This is a genomic window from Halorhodospira abdelmalekii, assembly GCF_016583625.1.
In the GTDB taxonomy this organism is placed as follows: domain Bacteria; phylum Pseudomonadota; class Gammaproteobacteria; order Nitrococcales; family Halorhodospiraceae; genus Halorhodospira; species Halorhodospira abdelmalekii.
Genome location: NZ_NRRN01000002.1, coordinates 56,633 through 70,706 on the forward strand (window position 1 = coordinate 56,633; position 14,074 = coordinate 70,706).

The window sequence follows — 14,074 nt, forward strand, 5'->3', positions numbered from 1 at the left end:
GCCGGTCGAGCGCCGAGTCTTTCGAGATGCCCAGCAGCCGTTGTTGCCGCAGCGGCCCTGAACAACGCCTGGTCAGCTATACCTCGGCTAGTCACAACTGGCCGTCGCTGAACAGCGTTACGGGGTCGAGTACGCTCACCCCCCGGGCCGCCAATGTCGCGATCGCCGCATCGGTATCATCGAAGCGCATGATCAAGACCGCCTTCTCGGTGCGCCGTAAAGTAAAGGCGTACATGTATTCGACATTGTGGCCACCGCTCTCAAGCATCCCGAGCACCTGGGCCAGCCCTCCTGTCTCGTCGCTGACCTCAAGGGCTACGACCTCGTCGACGCGAACGGCGCAACCGGCCGCTTCCAAAACCTCGCGCGCGCGCTCCCACTCCGAGACGATCAGGCGCAGAATGCCAAACCGCTCGGCATCGGCGAGGCTAAGCGTGCGAATGTTGATCCCCGTCTGCGCAAGGACCTCACACGGATGTTTGAGGTGAGATGGGCGATTTTCAAGGAATAGCGACAGTTGCTGAATCTTCATCGGTGTAAACCCCCTCTCGATCGCATTAGACCTCGCGACGGTCAATGACGCGCCGTGCCTTGCCCTCGCTGCGCGGCAGCGTCTGCGGCTCGACTAGGCGTACCGTGGCACGCAGTCCAAGGACTTGCTCAAGCGCATGGCCGATGCGCTTTTGCAGCGCCTCCATGCCGCTGACCTTATCGCTCAAGATCTCTGGCGTGACCTCGACGGCAACCTCCATCTGATCGAGGCCGTGGGTGCGCGTCAGTTCAATCTGGTAGTGGGGCAGGGTGCCCTCAACGCGCAGCAGGGCGCTTTCGATCTGCGAGGGGAAGACGTTGACCCCGCGGATGATCAGCATATCGTCGCTGCGCCGGCTGATGCGGCGAATCCGACGGATCGTGCGCCCACACGCGCACGGCTCGGGGTCGATCGCGGTGATATCGCGGGTGCGGTAGCGGATCATCGGCATCGCTTGTTTGGTCAGCGTTGTGAGCACCAATTCGCCCTCTTCGCCGTCCGGGAGTGGGGCGCCGGTCTCTGGGTCGATGATCTCCGGGTAGAAGTGATCCTCGAAGAGGTGCGGGCCGTTCTGTGCCGAGCACTCGACGCCGACACCGGGGCCGATGATCTCGGAGAGGCCGTAGATGTCGAAGGCGCGGATGCCGCTCTCCTGCTCAATGCGCTCGCGCATGCTGTCGGTCCACGGCTCGGCGCCGAAGATGCCGACGCGCAGCGGCAGACTCGCCCAATCGACCCCGAGATCTGTCGCGCGCTCAAGCAGGTGCAGGAAGTAGCTCGGCGTACAGCAGAGCGCGGTAACGCCGAAATCGCGCATCACCATGATCTGGCGATCGCTCTGCCCACCGGAGATGGGGATGACCGTTGCCCCGAGGGCTTCGGCGCCGTAGTGCGCGCCGAGACCGCCGGTGAAGAGGCCGTAGCCGTAAGCGTTTTGTACGACATCGCCGGGATGGACGCCGCAGGCGGCGAAGGAGCGCTCCATGACGTGGGCCCACAGCGCGATGTCCGATTGGTTGTAGGCAACAACGATCGGCTTGCCGGTGGTGCCGCTGGAGGCGTGCAGCCGCACGATCTCCTCCATCGGGCTGGCGAAGAGGCCGTAGGGGTAGGTGGCGCGCAGGTCGTCCTTCACGGTGAAGGGCAGGGCTTCGATGTCTTCGAGTCGCTGGATGTTGCTCGGTTCGACATTGAGCGCATCGCAGCGTTCACGAAAGTGAGCGACGCGCTCATAGGTGCGCTGGACGATGCTCTGGAGGCGCTCAAGCTGGAGCGCTCGTAGCTGTGGCAACGGCAAGTAGTCCGGAGCGCTGGCGACGTTGAAGGCCTGTTTTTTACCGTGATCGAGTCGTCGTTCGGCCATGGTTACTCCTCCGCGGCGCGTGGGCGGTGGTGATTCGGATGCTAAGGCGCTCACGCCCTGCTGCGATCTTGATCTTGGTCCGCTGGGGGCAAGGGTTGTGACGAGGGCTGTGATGAAGGCGAGGGCGAGGCTGCGGCCGCAGCGGACGGGTGGGTCGCCGTCGCGCCGAGTTCGCCGTCAGCCGCTGGGTTGTGGCGCAGACCGCTGAGGATCGCCTCGATGCGTCGAGCGTGGAGAAAGACGCGGCTGTTCATTTCGTGGAGACGTTCGGGCAGGATCGAGCGGATGGCGGTGAGCCACTGGTCATCGCTCAGCGGTAGATGAGCGCTGAGCACCCCGAGCAGGGCGACGTTGATCATGCGGGCGGCGCGTGCAGCGCCCTTGGGGTCGTCGTCCTGGAAGAGGAAGGGCACCGTGTCGGGGGTCATCATGTAGCCTTGCGGGCGAAGCCGATGCCGGTTCGGGGCCACTTGTGAAGGCTCGGTGATGACCAGGTAGTCGGCGCAGCCGGCCGGCACCATCGGGCTGTCGACCCGTGCGCCGAAGCGGATATCGCTGCAGACCGAGCCACCGCGCTGGCTCATGCCGTGGATTTCGCTCTTTTTGACATCGTAGCCAGCCTGAAAGAGGGCAGCGGCAAGGATGTCCGAGCCGGTGACGATGCCCTGTCCACCCAATCCGGCGATGACGATGTTGGTCACGGGGGAGGGCTGCGGGCTGCTCCCTGGGCCGGTGGTCGGCGGGGCGTCTGCGTTGTGCTCCCGGGTCGAGGCGGTATTCATCATCAGGCCCTCACGACGACTGCGACTGCGGTTCGGTCTGCCGCGGTGACGGGGCGGCAGCGGCGGTTGCTGCGATCGCCGCCTCCCCAGCCGATGGCTGACTGCTGCTCGTACCCTCTTGCTCTTGACTGGCGACGCTGGCTAAGCGGCGCGTGAGCAGCGGGCACGGCTTGCGCGCCACGATCAAGGAGAGATCGTCGGCGGCGAGACGATCGACGAGCAGTCGCTCAAAGTCGTCGCTGCCGTCGGTCGGATCGCAGACGAAGACCTGAGTGATCCCTAAGGCGAGGGCAACGGCCTCGTAGTTGAGCTTGCTGGTGGCCGGCAGGTGATCGAGCTGGCGACCGGTCCCCGGGTGCTCTTGAAGGCCGGTCATCGCCGTGGTGTCGTTATCGACCACGATTACCACATGCCCGGTCGGCGGCGGGTTGTAGGCCATCTCGGCGAGGCCGGGCAGCCCGGTATGGACGAAGGTGCTGTCACCGATGACGCTGACAACACGCCGGGCCTGCTCTTTAGGCAGGGCGTGGCGCAGGCCGAGGCCGACGGTAATGCTTGCCCCCATGCAGACGCAGGTATCCATCGCCTCGAACGGTGGCATCACGCCGAGGGTGTAGCAGCCGATATCGCCCGAGACGATGCACTCGTGTTTGGAGAGAATCTGAAAGACCTGGCGGTGCGGGCAGTCGGCGCACAGCCGCGGCGGTTTCGGTGGGGCATCGGGTTCGGGCTCCGGGCTGCGATCATCGACGAGCAGCTTGCGCACCCGATCGACGTTAAGCTCGCCGAAGCGAAACGGCTCCGATTTGCCTTCGACGGCAACGCCGGCAGCGCGCAAGGCGGTGTAGAGCACCGGGTCGCCCTCTTCGACGACCACACAGCGCTTGACCTTGGCAGCGAACTCGCGCATCGGCTCGATCGGTAGCGGGTAGGTCAGTCCCGGCTTGAACAGACGCGCCTCGGGGGCGGCCTCGCGGGCGTGGCGCGCGGCGACACCGTTGGCGATGATGCCGAGCTCGGTGCTGCTGCCCTCCTCGCGCACGAGCTGCCGCGGCTCCTCGGAGTCGGCGATGGCGCGCAGCCGCTCGCGCAGCCGGACGTGGGCCGGGCGGGCGTAGCCGGGGATCATGACCCGTCCGGGAATGTCGCGTTCATAGTGGGGGGCCGGGGCGGGCAGACGCTCCGAGCGGGTTTTAACGCCCGTCTTGGAGTGGCAGATGCGCGTCGTTAAGCGCAGCAGCACCGGCAGTTGAAAGCGCTCTGAGAGCTCAATGGCCTTGAGCGTAAAGTCGTACGCCTCTTGCGAGTCGCCCGGCTCCAGCATCGGCGCACCGGCAGCCTCGGCGTAGCGGCGGGTATCTTGCTCGTTTTGGCTCGAGTGCATCCCCGGGTCGTCGGCGACGGCGATCACCAGCGCGCCGCTCACCCCGGTGTAGGTCGCGGTAAAGAGCGCATCGGCGGCGACGTTTAAGCCGACGTGCTTCATAGTCACCAGCGCGCGCGCACGCCCGAAAGCGACGCCGATGCCGACCTCTAAAGCCACCTTCTCATTCGGGGCCCACTGTGCCCGCCCACCGAGGACGCCGAAGCGTTCAAGAATCTCGGTCGAGGGGGTGCCGGGGTAGCCGGTCCCGAGGGAGATCGCGCCATCCAGCGCAGCCTGTGCAATGGCCTCGTTACCAGTGAGGAACTGATCGGGCATGAGAGTGCTCCTGACGCTTGCTAGGGGAGGCACGCCGGGCAAGAAACACGCCGCGCGCGCGGCGAGGATAATCGAGCCGCGCCGGCGAATCAAGGCGGTCCGAGGGGCGTGAGGCGGGGCGACTGCCGATTAATTACGAACTCGGGGCGGAGGGCGTGATGTTCTTTTTCGGGGGCGCCACCACCGTCTGCTTGGTGACTACCAGCATGCCTCGCAGAGGAGGGCAGCGGGGTCCCCGGCTGGGAGTGCTAGCTCCCAGGAAAAGCGCTCGACCCTCGTCATGTTTCGCCAGTGGGACTGAGTTCGGGAGGGTAAAGCCTGGGTGCTGTCTGGCAAAGTGGACCAAGGGGTGATCACCCCCTCACCGTCTGAGCCTTCTCGCCCTCAAGGTCAGTAGAAACCGACCCAGGCGTTAACGCCGAAGACGATGCCGAAGAAGGTCCCGTTGGCGGCCAAGTTTAGGGCGCTGATGAAAAAGATCGCCTGCAGTATCTCTGGGCCAGCGGAGGCCCTGCCCCCTTTGTTGCCGCGCTTGGAGAGAAGGTAGAAGCTGACGCCGCTGAGCAGCGCCAAAACCGCCATGATCCCCATCGCCAGTGTGAATATCAACATCGCAAGTGTGCTCCCGTTGGTCGTATCACGACGACGTCTCGATGGTGGTGCCGCTGCAGCGGTGCGCGGCGGTTATCGCCTGAACTCTGGACTATTGCCTGTGCTATGGCCGGTGTCAGCCAGCTTAAGCCGGGGTGGGCGTGTCTCTTCGCCCCGCCTCGGACCTCTCCCCAGTACCCAAGGGTATCATCCTGCAACCGTGGGGCCACCTCAATAGGGGGCAGCGATCGCACAAAACATTGCACAAAGCTGAGGAGTGCGCCGGCATGCTGGTTGCAGGGAGGGCGTTGCTTGCCAGACAACAGCCTATGCGCTATACTTCCGCCATGCTGAGGGGGCGACATGGCTTCGACGCAGGTCGCAAAGCCCGAGGTGCATGCCGAGGTCACAGTCTACCTCGTAAAACCGGCTGTAAGCTTAAAATAGTTGCCAACGACGACAACTACGCTCTAGCGGCGTAAAAACCCGCTAGCTGCTCCCGATCGGTGCCTGTGCCGGTCGACGAGCAGTCATATACGCAGGCTAGTGTCGGTCGATAGGTCCGGTCTGCCGTCACGAAACCCAACGGACTCGCCATCGGGACGCCCTGCCGGTCGGGCGCCCGCTGGTTAAATAAAATAGACTCGGCTAAGCATGTAGATCCGACGGTGTAGCTCCTGCGGACGCGGGTTCGATTCCCGCCGCCTCCACCAATTCCCCTTCCAGTAGCATCCATCAGCGACCGACACGGCGATCTAAGTGCCCGAAGCACGATTCTTTGTGTATGGTTAGCAGCGGCTATTGCGTTCGGATAGTGAGCGAAACCGTGAAACCTAAATTAATACTGATGGTTATGATGTGCGCCCTAGTCGGCGTCGCTAGCTGCACTACGGTTAATCCCTATACCGGTGAGCAGCAGCGCTCTAAGGCTGCTACCGGCGCAGCCGTTGGTGCAGGTGTTGGTGCGTTGGTTGGCATTGCGAGTTCCAGCGACTCCAAAAAACGGAAGGAGAGGGCTCTGAAGGGGGCCGGCATCGGGGCTATTGCGGGCGCCGGCGTAGGGTACTACATGGATGTTCAGGAGGCTGAGCTGCGCCGGGAGCTTGAAGAAACCGGCGTCTCCGTGACTCGCGACGGCGACAATATCATCCTCAACATGCCAGGTAACATTACTTTCGATATCGATAGTGCGACCGTAAAGGGTGAATTTATTCCGGTCCTAGAGTCGGTCTCCAAGGTGCTTACCGAGTACCGTTCGACCATGATTGAAGTGGCCGGCCACACCGACAGTACCGGTGGTGAGCGCTACAATATGCTGCTCTCCCAGAATCGTGCGCAGGCAGTAGCCAATCAGTTGATCGGTCTCGGTGTGGAGGCGGTCCGCCTCGATATCGTCGGATTTGGCCAGAGCCGGCCGATTGCCAGCAACGACAGTGTTGCCGGTCGCGCTCAAAATCGTCGCGTTGAGTTGACTGTGTTGCCTCTTGTCGAATAGGTGTGGGGCGCTCCGGGCTCACGACTCAGTCACTCCCAGCGGCAAGCACCAGCTTGCCCATCACGCCACCGCTCTCGATGCGTCGATGCGCCTCGGCAACGCCCTCCAAAGGGAAGGTTTCGGCGACATGGACACGCAGGCGGCCGTCGGCAAGCCGGCTGGCACACTCACTCAGGATCGCGGTTTGCTGTCGGCGTCCCGCATCGTCGCCAAGAGCCATCGGCGTCACCATCAGTTCCTGTGCCACGGTGAGGTTGTGGAGTCGGGCGTGCGGCCAGTCCATCTCTTCCGGCAGTGCGAGGATGGTGACTAGGCGGCCGTAGGTAGCCAGCGCGTGCAGTGAGCGGCTACAGACGGCGCCGCCGACGGTATCCAAGACCAAATCGACGCCACGGCCCCCGGTGTGGGCCAAGACCGCCGCAACGAAGTCCTCGTCGCGGTACCGAATGACGTGCGCCGCGCCGAGATCCCGCACGAACTGAGCCTTGGTGTCGTCGCTGACCGTTGTCAGCACCTCTGCACCGGCCTCGCGCGCTAGCTGAATGGCGATGTGGCCGACACCGCCGGCACCGGCGTGGATCAGCACCGACTCCCCTCGCTGCAGCCGTCCACGATCAAAGAGCCCTTCCCACGCCGTAAGCGCTGCCAGCGGCATAGCGGCTGCAGTGTTGCAGTCGACCGAGTCCGGGATCGGTACCACGTAGCGCGCATCGACGCTCGTGTACTCGGCATAGTTACCAGGCTCCAGACCGATGCCGTCGTTGAAGAAGAGCACCCGTTGGCCCACCGCCACAGCATCGACTCCGTCGCCTGTCGCAGTCACTGTGCCAGCGCCGTCGCAGCCGGAAAGGGCTTGGTGTACAGCGGGGAGCTGCTGGAAGACGCCCTCGATGCACCAGAAACAGCCGCCGCCAACCGTGATCGTGTGTGACATTTGCTTCTCCTTGTACCCGAATCTGGGCTCTCACCGCGGTATATCAGATCGCGATCAGGAAAAGATGAGAGTCGCCGTTGCCATCTTGTGCATCGTGCTCCTAGACCCCTCGTGGTACCAGGCTGCTGGAGAAGGTTGACGGCATCGCGGGGGCGCTCGTGTCCCGGTTCTCTGGGATTTGGTGGGAGTGGTAGGTTGGTGCAACACCTTGCACGGTCCTGCCGCTTGGTATTTCATCGCAGGTCACGCGGGGTGCAGACGCCGTGCTGGTATCCGGGTAAGCGGGGCGTTAGAAAACGGCAAACGGCAAACGGCAAACGGCAAACGGCAAACGGCAAACGGCGAATGGCACGAAATCTGCGCGCCAGGGCTAATAATCCTTGGCCTGCCGCCCCGGGGACGGCGGCGGGCGCTGCAAACGGAGGAACGGGCGATGGAAGAGAACCTCACGACGGCCACCTGGTTCTGGCTGCTGGTGCCCATGCTGCTGGTGGTGGCATTCACCCTGGTGAGCCTGGTCAGCCATAAACTGAGGGGGGAGCACCGATGAACGGGGAACTCGATCTCAACATCCCGCTACTCGCGACCTTTGTCGTCTACCTGATCCTGATGATCCTGGTGGGGCTGTTTGCCTACCGCGTTACCAAGAGCCTGGCTGACTACATCCTCGGTGGACGTCGCCTCGGCGCCGGCACGGCGGCCCTGTCGGCCGGTGCCTCGGATATGAGCGGCTGGTTGCTGCTCGGCCTGCCCGGAGCGGTTTACGTCTCGGGGATGAATCAGATCTGGATTGCGGTGGGCCTGGCCATCGGTGCCTACCTCAACTGGCAGTTCATCGCCGAGCGGCTGCGCCGCTATACCGAGATAGCACGGGACTCGATCACCATTCCCGCCTACTTCGAGAATCGCTTCCGGGACCGGACCTCGGCCCTGCGGGTGGCCTCCGCCCTGGTGATCTTGCTCTTTTTCACTTTTTATACCTCGGCCGGGCTGGTGGCGGCGGGGACCCTGTTCGAGGGTGCCTTCGGCGTGGACTACACCCTGGCTCTGGCGGTCGGCGCTACGGTGATTCTGGTCTACACCCTGCTCGGCGGGTTCCTGGCGGTTAGCTGGACCGACTTTATCCAGGGCATCCTGATGTTTGTCGCCCTGATTCTGGTGCCGGTGATCACGGTGATGAACCTCGGCGGCTGGTCGGAGACTGCCGGCGCTGTGGCGGAGCTCGAGCCCGGGGCGCTGGATGCCTTTCACGATGTAACGCTGTTCGGCATCATCTCGCTGATGGCCTGGGGCTTGGGCTACTTCGGGCAGCCCCATGTGTTGACCCGTTTCATGGCGATCCGCAGCCCGAAGGACATCCCAGCGGCCCGGTTCATCGGTATCAGCTGGATGGTCTTCGCCCTGTTCGGGGCGATCTTCACCGGCTTTGCCGGCATCGCCTTCTTCGGGGGGACCGGCGCCCTGGAAAATCCGGAGACGGTCTTCCTGGCCCTGATCCAGGCGCTGTTCAACCCGTGGGTGGCGGGCTGTCTGCTGGCGGCGGTGCTGGCGGCGATCATGAGCACCATCGACTCGCAGCTACTGGTCTCCTCCTCGGCCCTGTCCGAGGACTTCTATAAGCGCTTCTTGCGCCCGCGCGCCGGTGACCGAGAGCTGGTGTGGGTCGGCCGGGGTACGGTGCTCGGCATCGGCCTCTTTGCCACGCTGCTCGCCCTCAATCCGGATGCCGCTGTACTCGACCTGGTCGCCTACGCCTGGGCCGGTTTCGGTGCCGCATTCGGGCCGGTGATTATCCTCTCAGTGTTCTGGCGGGGCACCACCCGCAACGGCGCTCTGGCAGGGATCGTCGTCGGTGCGGTGACGGTGGTCGTCTGGGATCTGCTCGAGGGCGGTCTGTTCGATATGTACGAGATCCTGCCTGGCTTCATCCTCGGGACCGTGGCGATCCTGATCTTCAGTCGCATCGGCGGCGGTCCTGGTGAGGTGATCGAGCGCGAGTTCGATCGGGTCCGGGCGCGGATGGAGTGACCCGGATGGGCTGGCCCGGCGAGTTCCGCCGCCAGCGGTAACGCATCATCCCTGGTTTTTGATTAGGGATGATGGTCTCGTTATGGATGGCCATTGACAGCGATGGGAGAAACGGGGACGGATTTATTTCACTCAGAGGTAGACGTTGCGCTACCTGCTCCGTGCCACCGCGATCTAGAATACCGAGCGTCACATCCGTAACATTGGTCTGGTCTGGTCTGGTCTGGTCTGGTCTGGTCTGGTCTGGTCTGGTCTGGTCTGGTCTGGTCTGCAGCGCGAGCTATCTGAGGGCGAGCGTCGACTGGCAGTCACTGTTTAACTCGGCTCCCGCGATAACGCTCGATCGTACCCGGAAAACAAGACTGTCCCCTGAGCTGCTATCCCCTGAACTGCTATGAACAGACAACGTGTTCTCGACCTGCTAAGCCGCAGCAAACCCGACTTGCAGGCCCGTTTCGGCGTGACTCGGCTGGCCCTGTTCGGCTCGACTGTACGCGATACGGCAAGAATAGACAGCGATATCGATGTGTTGGTGGACTTCGACGGCCCGGCCACCTCCAAACGCTATTTCGGCGTGCAGTTCTACCTGGAGGACATGCTCGGCTGTCCAGTCGACCTGGTCACAGAAAAGGCCCTGCGGCCGGAGCTTCGCCCCTACATTGAACAGGAGCGGGTCAATGTCTGATGCCAGACAGCGCGAATGGCGGTTTTACCTCGTCGACATGATTGACTTCGCCGGGAAGGTGCTCGCCTACACCGACGGCCTCGACCAGGCCGGTTTCGTAGCTAGCAGTCTCACCTACGACGCTACCCTGCGTAATCTGGAACTGATCGGCGAAGCCGCCTCCCATATCCCGGATGAGGTCCGGGCCGCCCATCCTGAAATCCCCTGGCGGATGATCATCGCCACCCGCAACCGTCTCATCCACGGCTACCTCGGTATCGACGACGACACCCTTTGGAGCATCGTCCAGGATGATGTGCCCCAACTGTTGCCGCAGCTCAAGGCGCTGAAAGACGAGGTACAGGCGTGAGACCCGGCCGGAAACGGGGCACCTTCGTGATCTGTGTGGGTAGCACCGCCATCGTCTCAAGCCACCGCCGAACTACATCTTGTGCCGTAGGGTGAGGCAGGCAGATGAGTAAGCTTGCCGCAGACCAGGTAACAGATGGTGATCAGATTCTTGGTGGTGCGAAAGCCTCGAGCGCGGCCCTTGGCGATTTGGATCTGACCGTTCATGCCCTCGACAGAGCCGTTGGACAGGCGCGAGTCGAAGGCATTGAGGATACCCTGCCAGTGCGCCTTGAGCGTCAGAGCGTCAGCGCTAGGCGCATCTGTCCAAGCTGCTGAGTATGGTCCCGCGTTGGCCCGCGGTAGCGGGCCTTCGAGCTCCGGGCTCCCGACTCAGCCACTCCCAGCGGCAAGCACCAGCTTGCCCATCACGCCACCGCTCTCGATGCGTCGATGCGCCTCGGCAACGCCCTCCAAAGGGAAGGTTTCGGCGACATGGACACGCAGGCGGCCGTCGGCAAGCCGGCTGGCACACTCACTCAGGATCGCGGTTTGCTGTCGGCGTCCCGCATCGTCGCCAAGAGCCATCGGCGTCACCATCAGTTCCTGTGCCACGGTGAGGTTGTGGAGTCGGGCGTGCGGCCAGTCCATCTCTTCCGGCAGTGCGAGGATGGTGACTAGGCGGCCGTAGGTAGCCAGCGCGTGCAGTGAGCGGGTACAGACGGCGCCGCCGACGGTATCCAAGACCAAATCGACGCCACGGCCCCCGGTGTGGGCCAAGACCGCCGCAACGAAGTCCTCGTCGCGGTACCGAATGACGTGCGCCGCGCCGAGATCCCGCACGAACTGAGCCTTGGTGTCGTCGCTGACCGTTGTCAGCACCTCTGCACCGGCCTCGCGCGCTAGCTGAATGGCGATGTGGCCGACACCGCCGGCACCGGCGTGGATCAGCACCGACTCCCCTCGCTGCAGCCGTCCACGATCAAAGAGCCCTTCCCACGCCGTAAGCGCTGCCAGCGGCATAGCGGCTGCAGTGTTGCAGTCGACCGAGTCCGGGATCGGTACCACGTAGCGCGCATCGACGCTCGTGTACTCGGCATAGTTACCAGGCTCCAGACCGATGCCGCCGTTGAAGAAGAGCACCCGCTGGCCCACCGCCACAGCATCGACTCCGTCGCCTGCCGCAGTCACTGTGCCAGCGCCGTCGCAGCCGAGAATGGCAGGCAGCGTTCCACCCGGGAAGAGTGGGCCGCGCTGGCGCTGTTTGGCATCGATCGGATTGACGCCGGCTGCTGCTACGCGAACCTGAACCCGTCCTCGCTCCGCCTCCGGTGTAGCGACTTCGGTAAGCTGCAGTGCTTCAGGGCCGCCGGGCTCAAAGAGTTTCACACATTGCATGTTTTTTCTCCGCCATCGAACAAGTGAGGAAAGCGCTCGCGGGCACGGGCGATCTTCGGTGCGATCATCGAGCGGCAGTAAGGCGCCTCCGGTGCCGCCTCGTAGTAGCGCTGATGCACGGCTTCCGCCGGATAGAAGAGGGTCAGCGGAGCCAATTCGGTGACGATGGGGGAGGGGTAGGCCCCCGCTGCCTCCAACTCGCCGATGACCGCCTCGGCGGTGCGCCGCTGCTCCGCGTCGGCATAGAGGATGATCGAACGGTACTGCGGCCCGACATCGGGGCCTTGGCGATCCCGCTGCGTCGGGTCGTGGATGGCAAAGAAGAGCTCGAGCAGCGCCCGCTCCTCAATCCGTTCCGGGTCAAAGTGCACCTGCACCACCTCGGCGTGGCCGGTGCGACCGCTGCAGACCTCGCGGTAGCTCGGGTCGGGTGTCTTGCCACCGGCGTAGCCGGAGAGGGCTTGGTGTACGGCAGGAAGCTGCTGGAAGACGCCCTCGATGCACCAGAAACAGCCGCCGCCAACCGTGATCGTGTGTGACATCGGATGATCCTCGTTTCCGAACCTGGATTCTCGTCGTGGGCCTTGATCATTTCTTGGTCCACCAGCCTGCCATGGTCCACCAGCCTGCCATGGTCCACCAGCCTGCCACGCAGTGGAGGACGCCGGCGCTCCCAGGAGAAGTGCTCGACCACCGCCATGCTTCCAAAAGCGCTTGTATCCATTCCTCAAGTGCGTTATCCCTTAGAGAGATCATAGAGATGAGGAATGATGTCATGAGCGCTTATCTTGAAGGCTACCGCAAGGATGGCACCACCTGGGTGCCCGAATTTATTACCGCCCTCTCCTCAGATATCTGCATCGGCTGTGGTCGCTGTTTCAAGGCTTGTACGCAGAGCGTGTTGGACCTGGTGGAAGAAGAGGATGAGGACGAGGACGATGAAATCCGCATGTACATGACCATCGCTAGCGATGGCTCGTGTATTGGATGTAAGGCTTGTGCCGCGGCCTGCCCTAAGGAGTGCTTTGAGCATGCCCCGCTAGCCGTCGAATAGCGGAGAGTACCGGGTCAAGCACAAGATCACCAGGTCAAGCGCAAGATCACGTGTAGCCACTCGGGAGCAGGAAGAGGAGCAGCAGCACACCGAGCCACAGCCAAGCGCCGCGTCCGACGAGGCGCACGGCGGCGGTGATCGCTGACTCATCAAGCGCCCCCCCGGCAGTAGCGTGTCCCTGCCGGGCGTCGGTGTCGGTGCCAGATATGTTGTCATAGCACCGGTTGGCACTCGCCCCCCACCACGGCCCCAGGCGCGGTCGGCGATGGAGGCCGTCGGGATAGGGAGCAGTCCCGCCGAGGCGAACGCCCAGAGCCAGCGCACCGGCGCCGATCACTATTCCAGGGTTGACCCCGGGCCAGGAGCGGGCCTGGCGGCGTGCGCAGCGCCAGATACGAATGGGATGCCGGCTGCACAAGGCGTAAGTGAACGCGGTGAGACGGGCCGGTAAGTAGCCGAGTAGATCGTCGCAGCGGGCAGCCGCCCAACCGAAGTCGTTAAAACGTGCGTTGCGGTAGCCCCACATGGCATCGAGCGTGTTGACTAATCGGTGCAGCAGTGCGCCGGGGGCGCCAGCAATCGCGAACCAGAAGAGCGTGGCGAAGAGAGCGTCGTTGCCGTTCTCCAGGACCGACTCGGTGGTTGCAGCCGCGATGGCCGGTGGCTGCATGGATGTCGTATCACGGCTGACCAGGGCGCCGACCGCCCGCCGGGCGGCGTTCAGATCCTTGCTTGGATCCTTGCTTGGATCTTTGCTTGGATCGCTGCCCAGACCGCTGCCCAGACCGCTGCCCAGACCGCTGCCGCCACTGCGGGCCGTGCGAAGGGCCTCGCGGACCGCCTCCGCGTGTTCGCGCAGGCTGTGCCAGCCGATACAGAAAAAGAGGACCAGCAGCTCCAGCAGCCAGCCGTAGGGGTGGTGGCTCACCCAGAAGAGGAGCATGACCAACGGCAAGACCAAAAGTCCCACCGCGACGGCGCCGGCGGCACGCCGCCGCCCAGCCGACCAGCATGGCCGATTGAGCCGCTGCTCTAGGCGCTCCGCTTGGTTGCCGAAGGCGCATAGTGGATGGCCACGATGCGGTTCACCGAATACCGTATCAAGCAGCCAGGCGGCGAGTAGCACCAGAGCTTGACTCATCGGTTGCTTCCTTTCACTTCATGACCTGTTGCAAATGTAGCG

At 63.6% G+C, this 14,074-nt stretch carries 15 protein-coding genes and 1 other RNA gene; 6 read left to right on the forward strand and 10 right to left on the reverse strand.

Features of this window, described 5'->3' with window-relative positions; genetic code table 11:
• Positions 1-91: 91 nt before the first annotated feature.
• The 5 genes from CKO15_RS00820 to CKO15_RS00840 all read right to left on the reverse strand — a co-directional run bounded on the left by CKO15_RS00820 (position 92) and on the right by CKO15_RS00840 (position 4,991).
• Positions 92-532, reverse strand: a complete 441-nt coding sequence (locus CKO15_RS00820; RefSeq protein WP_200191532.1) for an amino acid-binding protein — start codon at positions 530-532, stop codon at positions 92-94.
• 25 nt (positions 533-557) lie between these two features.
• Positions 558-1,895 carry a phenylacetate--CoA ligase family protein gene (locus CKO15_RS00825; RefSeq protein WP_200191534.1) on the reverse strand — a complete coding sequence of 446 codons (1,338 nt, stop codon included), beginning with the start codon at positions 1,893-1,895 and terminating at the stop codon, positions 558-560.
• A 50-nt stretch (positions 1,896-1,945) separates the two neighbouring features.
• Entirely contained in the window at positions 1,946-2,680 is a 735-nt protein-coding gene (locus CKO15_RS14475) for a 2-oxoacid:acceptor oxidoreductase family protein (protein WP_338035964.1), read from the reverse strand.
• Between the two features lie 7 nt (positions 2,681-2,687).
• On the reverse strand, positions 2,688-4,379 hold the full coding sequence (locus CKO15_RS00835; protein WP_200191536.1) for a thiamine pyrophosphate-dependent enzyme: 1,692 nt from the start codon (positions 4,377-4,379) through the stop codon (positions 2,688-2,690).
• A 390-nt stretch (positions 4,380-4,769) separates the two neighbouring features.
• Positions 4,770-4,991 (reverse strand): hypothetical protein, encoded by a 222-nt coding sequence (locus CKO15_RS00840; RefSeq protein ID WP_200191538.1) that lies wholly within the window; start codon positions 4,989-4,991, stop codon positions 4,770-4,772.
• Between the two features lie 333 nt (positions 4,992-5,324).
• Here CKO15_RS00840 and ssrA point away from each other — a divergent pair.
• Both ssrA and CKO15_RS00850 read left to right on the forward strand, forming a co-directional pair.
• Positions 5,325-5,683, forward strand: a transfer-messenger RNA (tmRNA) gene (ssrA, locus tag CKO15_RS00845).
• A gap of 134 nt (positions 5,684-5,817) precedes the next feature.
• A complete protein-coding gene (locus CKO15_RS00850) occupies positions 5,818-6,465 on the forward strand; it encodes a YiaD family glycine zipper/OmpA-like lipoprotein (protein WP_242464460.1) in 648 nt (215 codons plus the stop codon).
• A gap of 25 nt (positions 6,466-6,490) precedes the next feature.
• Here CKO15_RS00850 and CKO15_RS00855 read toward each other — a convergent pair whose 3' ends face one another.
• Positions 6,491-7,399, reverse strand: coding sequence for a zinc-binding dehydrogenase (locus CKO15_RS00855; RefSeq protein WP_200191638.1), 909 nt, complete (start codon positions 7,397-7,399; stop codon positions 6,491-6,493).
• A gap of 546 nt (positions 7,400-7,945) precedes the next feature.
• Here CKO15_RS00855 and putP point away from each other — a divergent pair.
• The 3 genes from putP to CKO15_RS00870 all read left to right on the forward strand — a co-directional run bounded on the left by putP (position 7,946) and on the right by CKO15_RS00870 (position 10,461).
• Entirely contained in the window at positions 7,946-9,427 is a 1,482-nt protein-coding gene (gene putP / locus CKO15_RS00860) for a sodium/proline symporter PutP (RefSeq protein ID WP_200191541.1), read from the forward strand.
• 394 nt (positions 9,428-9,821) lie between these two features.
• On the forward strand, positions 9,822-10,112 hold the full coding sequence (locus CKO15_RS00865; protein WP_200191543.1) for a nucleotidyltransferase family protein: 291 nt from the start codon (positions 9,822-9,824) through the stop codon (positions 10,110-10,112).
• Positions 10,105-10,461, forward strand: a complete 357-nt coding sequence (locus CKO15_RS00870; protein WP_200191545.1) for a HepT-like ribonuclease domain-containing protein — start codon at positions 10,105-10,107, stop codon at positions 10,459-10,461. Before CKO15_RS00865 ends, CKO15_RS00870 begins: the two co-directional genes overlap by 8 nt.
• Positions 10,462-10,517: 56 nt before the next feature.
• Here the strand turns inward: CKO15_RS00870 and CKO15_RS00875 are convergent, their stop codons facing one another.
• From CKO15_RS00875 to msrA, 3 genes are all read right to left on the reverse strand, one after another.
• Positions 10,518-10,742: a transposase gene (locus tag CKO15_RS00875; RefSeq protein ID WP_338035967.1), complete on the reverse strand. Its 225-nt coding sequence runs from the start codon at positions 10,740-10,742 to the stop codon at positions 10,518-10,520.
• A gap of 90 nt (positions 10,743-10,832) precedes the next feature.
• Entirely contained in the window at positions 10,833-11,837 is a 1,005-nt protein-coding gene (locus CKO15_RS00880; RefSeq protein ID WP_200191547.1) for a zinc-binding dehydrogenase, read from the reverse strand.
• The gene (gene msrA, locus CKO15_RS00885) at positions 11,825-12,379 is read right to left on the reverse strand and encodes a peptide-methionine (S)-S-oxide reductase MsrA (RefSeq protein ID WP_200191549.1); all 555 of its coding nucleotides are present in this window, start codon (positions 12,377-12,379) and stop codon (positions 11,825-11,827) included. The genes CKO15_RS00880 and msrA overlap by 13 nt, the downstream gene beginning before the upstream one ends.
• 233 nt (positions 12,380-12,612) lie before the next feature.
• Here msrA and fdxB point away from each other — a divergent pair, with 233 nt between their 5' ends.
• Positions 12,613-12,891: a ferredoxin III, nif-specific gene (fdxB, locus tag CKO15_RS00890; RefSeq protein WP_200191551.1), complete on the forward strand. Its 279-nt coding sequence runs from the start codon at positions 12,613-12,615 to the stop codon at positions 12,889-12,891.
• A 46-nt stretch (positions 12,892-12,937) separates the two neighbouring features.
• On the opposite strand, the gene CKO15_RS00895 is transcribed toward fdxB, so the two are convergent.
• Entirely contained in the window at positions 12,938-14,032 is a 1,095-nt protein-coding gene (locus CKO15_RS00895; protein WP_200191553.1) for a cobalamin biosynthesis protein CobD/CbiB, read from the reverse strand.
• Between the last annotated feature and the right edge of the window lie 42 nt (positions 14,033-14,074).

Bases quoted from the DNA above. Each gene is read 5' to 3' on its own strand.
- CKO15_RS00820 (WP_200191532.1), bottom strand. From the start codon at position 532: ATGAAGATTCAGCAACTGTCGCTATTCCTTGAAAATCGCCCATCTCAC.
- CKO15_RS00825 (WP_200191534.1), bottom strand. From the start codon at position 1,895: ATGGCCGAACGACGACTCGATCACGGTAAAAAACAGGCCTTCAACGTC.
- CKO15_RS14475 (WP_338035964.1), bottom strand. From the start codon at position 2,680: ATGATGAATACCGCCTCGACCCGGGAGCACAACGCAGACGCCCCGCCG.
- CKO15_RS00835 (WP_200191536.1), bottom strand. From the start codon at position 4,379: ATGCCCGATCAGTTCCTCACTGGTAACGAGGCCATTGCACAGGCTGCG.
- CKO15_RS00840 (WP_200191538.1), bottom strand. From the start codon at position 4,991: ATGTTGATATTCACACTGGCGATGGGGATCATGGCGGTTTTGGCGCTG.
- CKO15_RS00850 (WP_242464460.1), top strand. From the start codon at position 5,818: ATGGTTATGATGTGCGCCCTAGTCGGCGTCGCTAGCTGCACTACGGTT.
- CKO15_RS00855 (WP_200191638.1), bottom strand. From the start codon at position 7,399: ATGTCACACACGATCACGGTTGGCGGCGGCTGTTTCTGGTGCATCGAG.
- putP (WP_200191541.1), top strand. From the start codon at position 7,946: ATGAACGGGGAACTCGATCTCAACATCCCGCTACTCGCGACCTTTGTC.
- CKO15_RS00865 (WP_200191543.1), top strand. From the start codon at position 9,822: ATGAACAGACAACGTGTTCTCGACCTGCTAAGCCGCAGCAAACCCGAC.
- CKO15_RS00870 (WP_200191545.1), top strand. From the start codon at position 10,105: ATGTCTGATGCCAGACAGCGCGAATGGCGGTTTTACCTCGTCGACATG.
- CKO15_RS00880 (WP_200191547.1), bottom strand. From the start codon at position 11,837: ATGCAATGTGTGAAACTCTTTGAGCCCGGCGGCCCTGAAGCACTGCAG.
- msrA (WP_200191549.1), bottom strand. From the start codon at position 12,379: ATGTCACACACGATCACGGTTGGCGGCGGCTGTTTCTGGTGCATCGAG.
- fdxB (WP_200191551.1), top strand. From the start codon at position 12,613: ATGAGCGCTTATCTTGAAGGCTACCGCAAGGATGGCACCACCTGGGTG.
- CKO15_RS00895 (WP_200191553.1), bottom strand. From the start codon at position 14,032: ATGAGTCAAGCTCTGGTGCTACTCGCCGCCTGGCTGCTTGATACGGTA.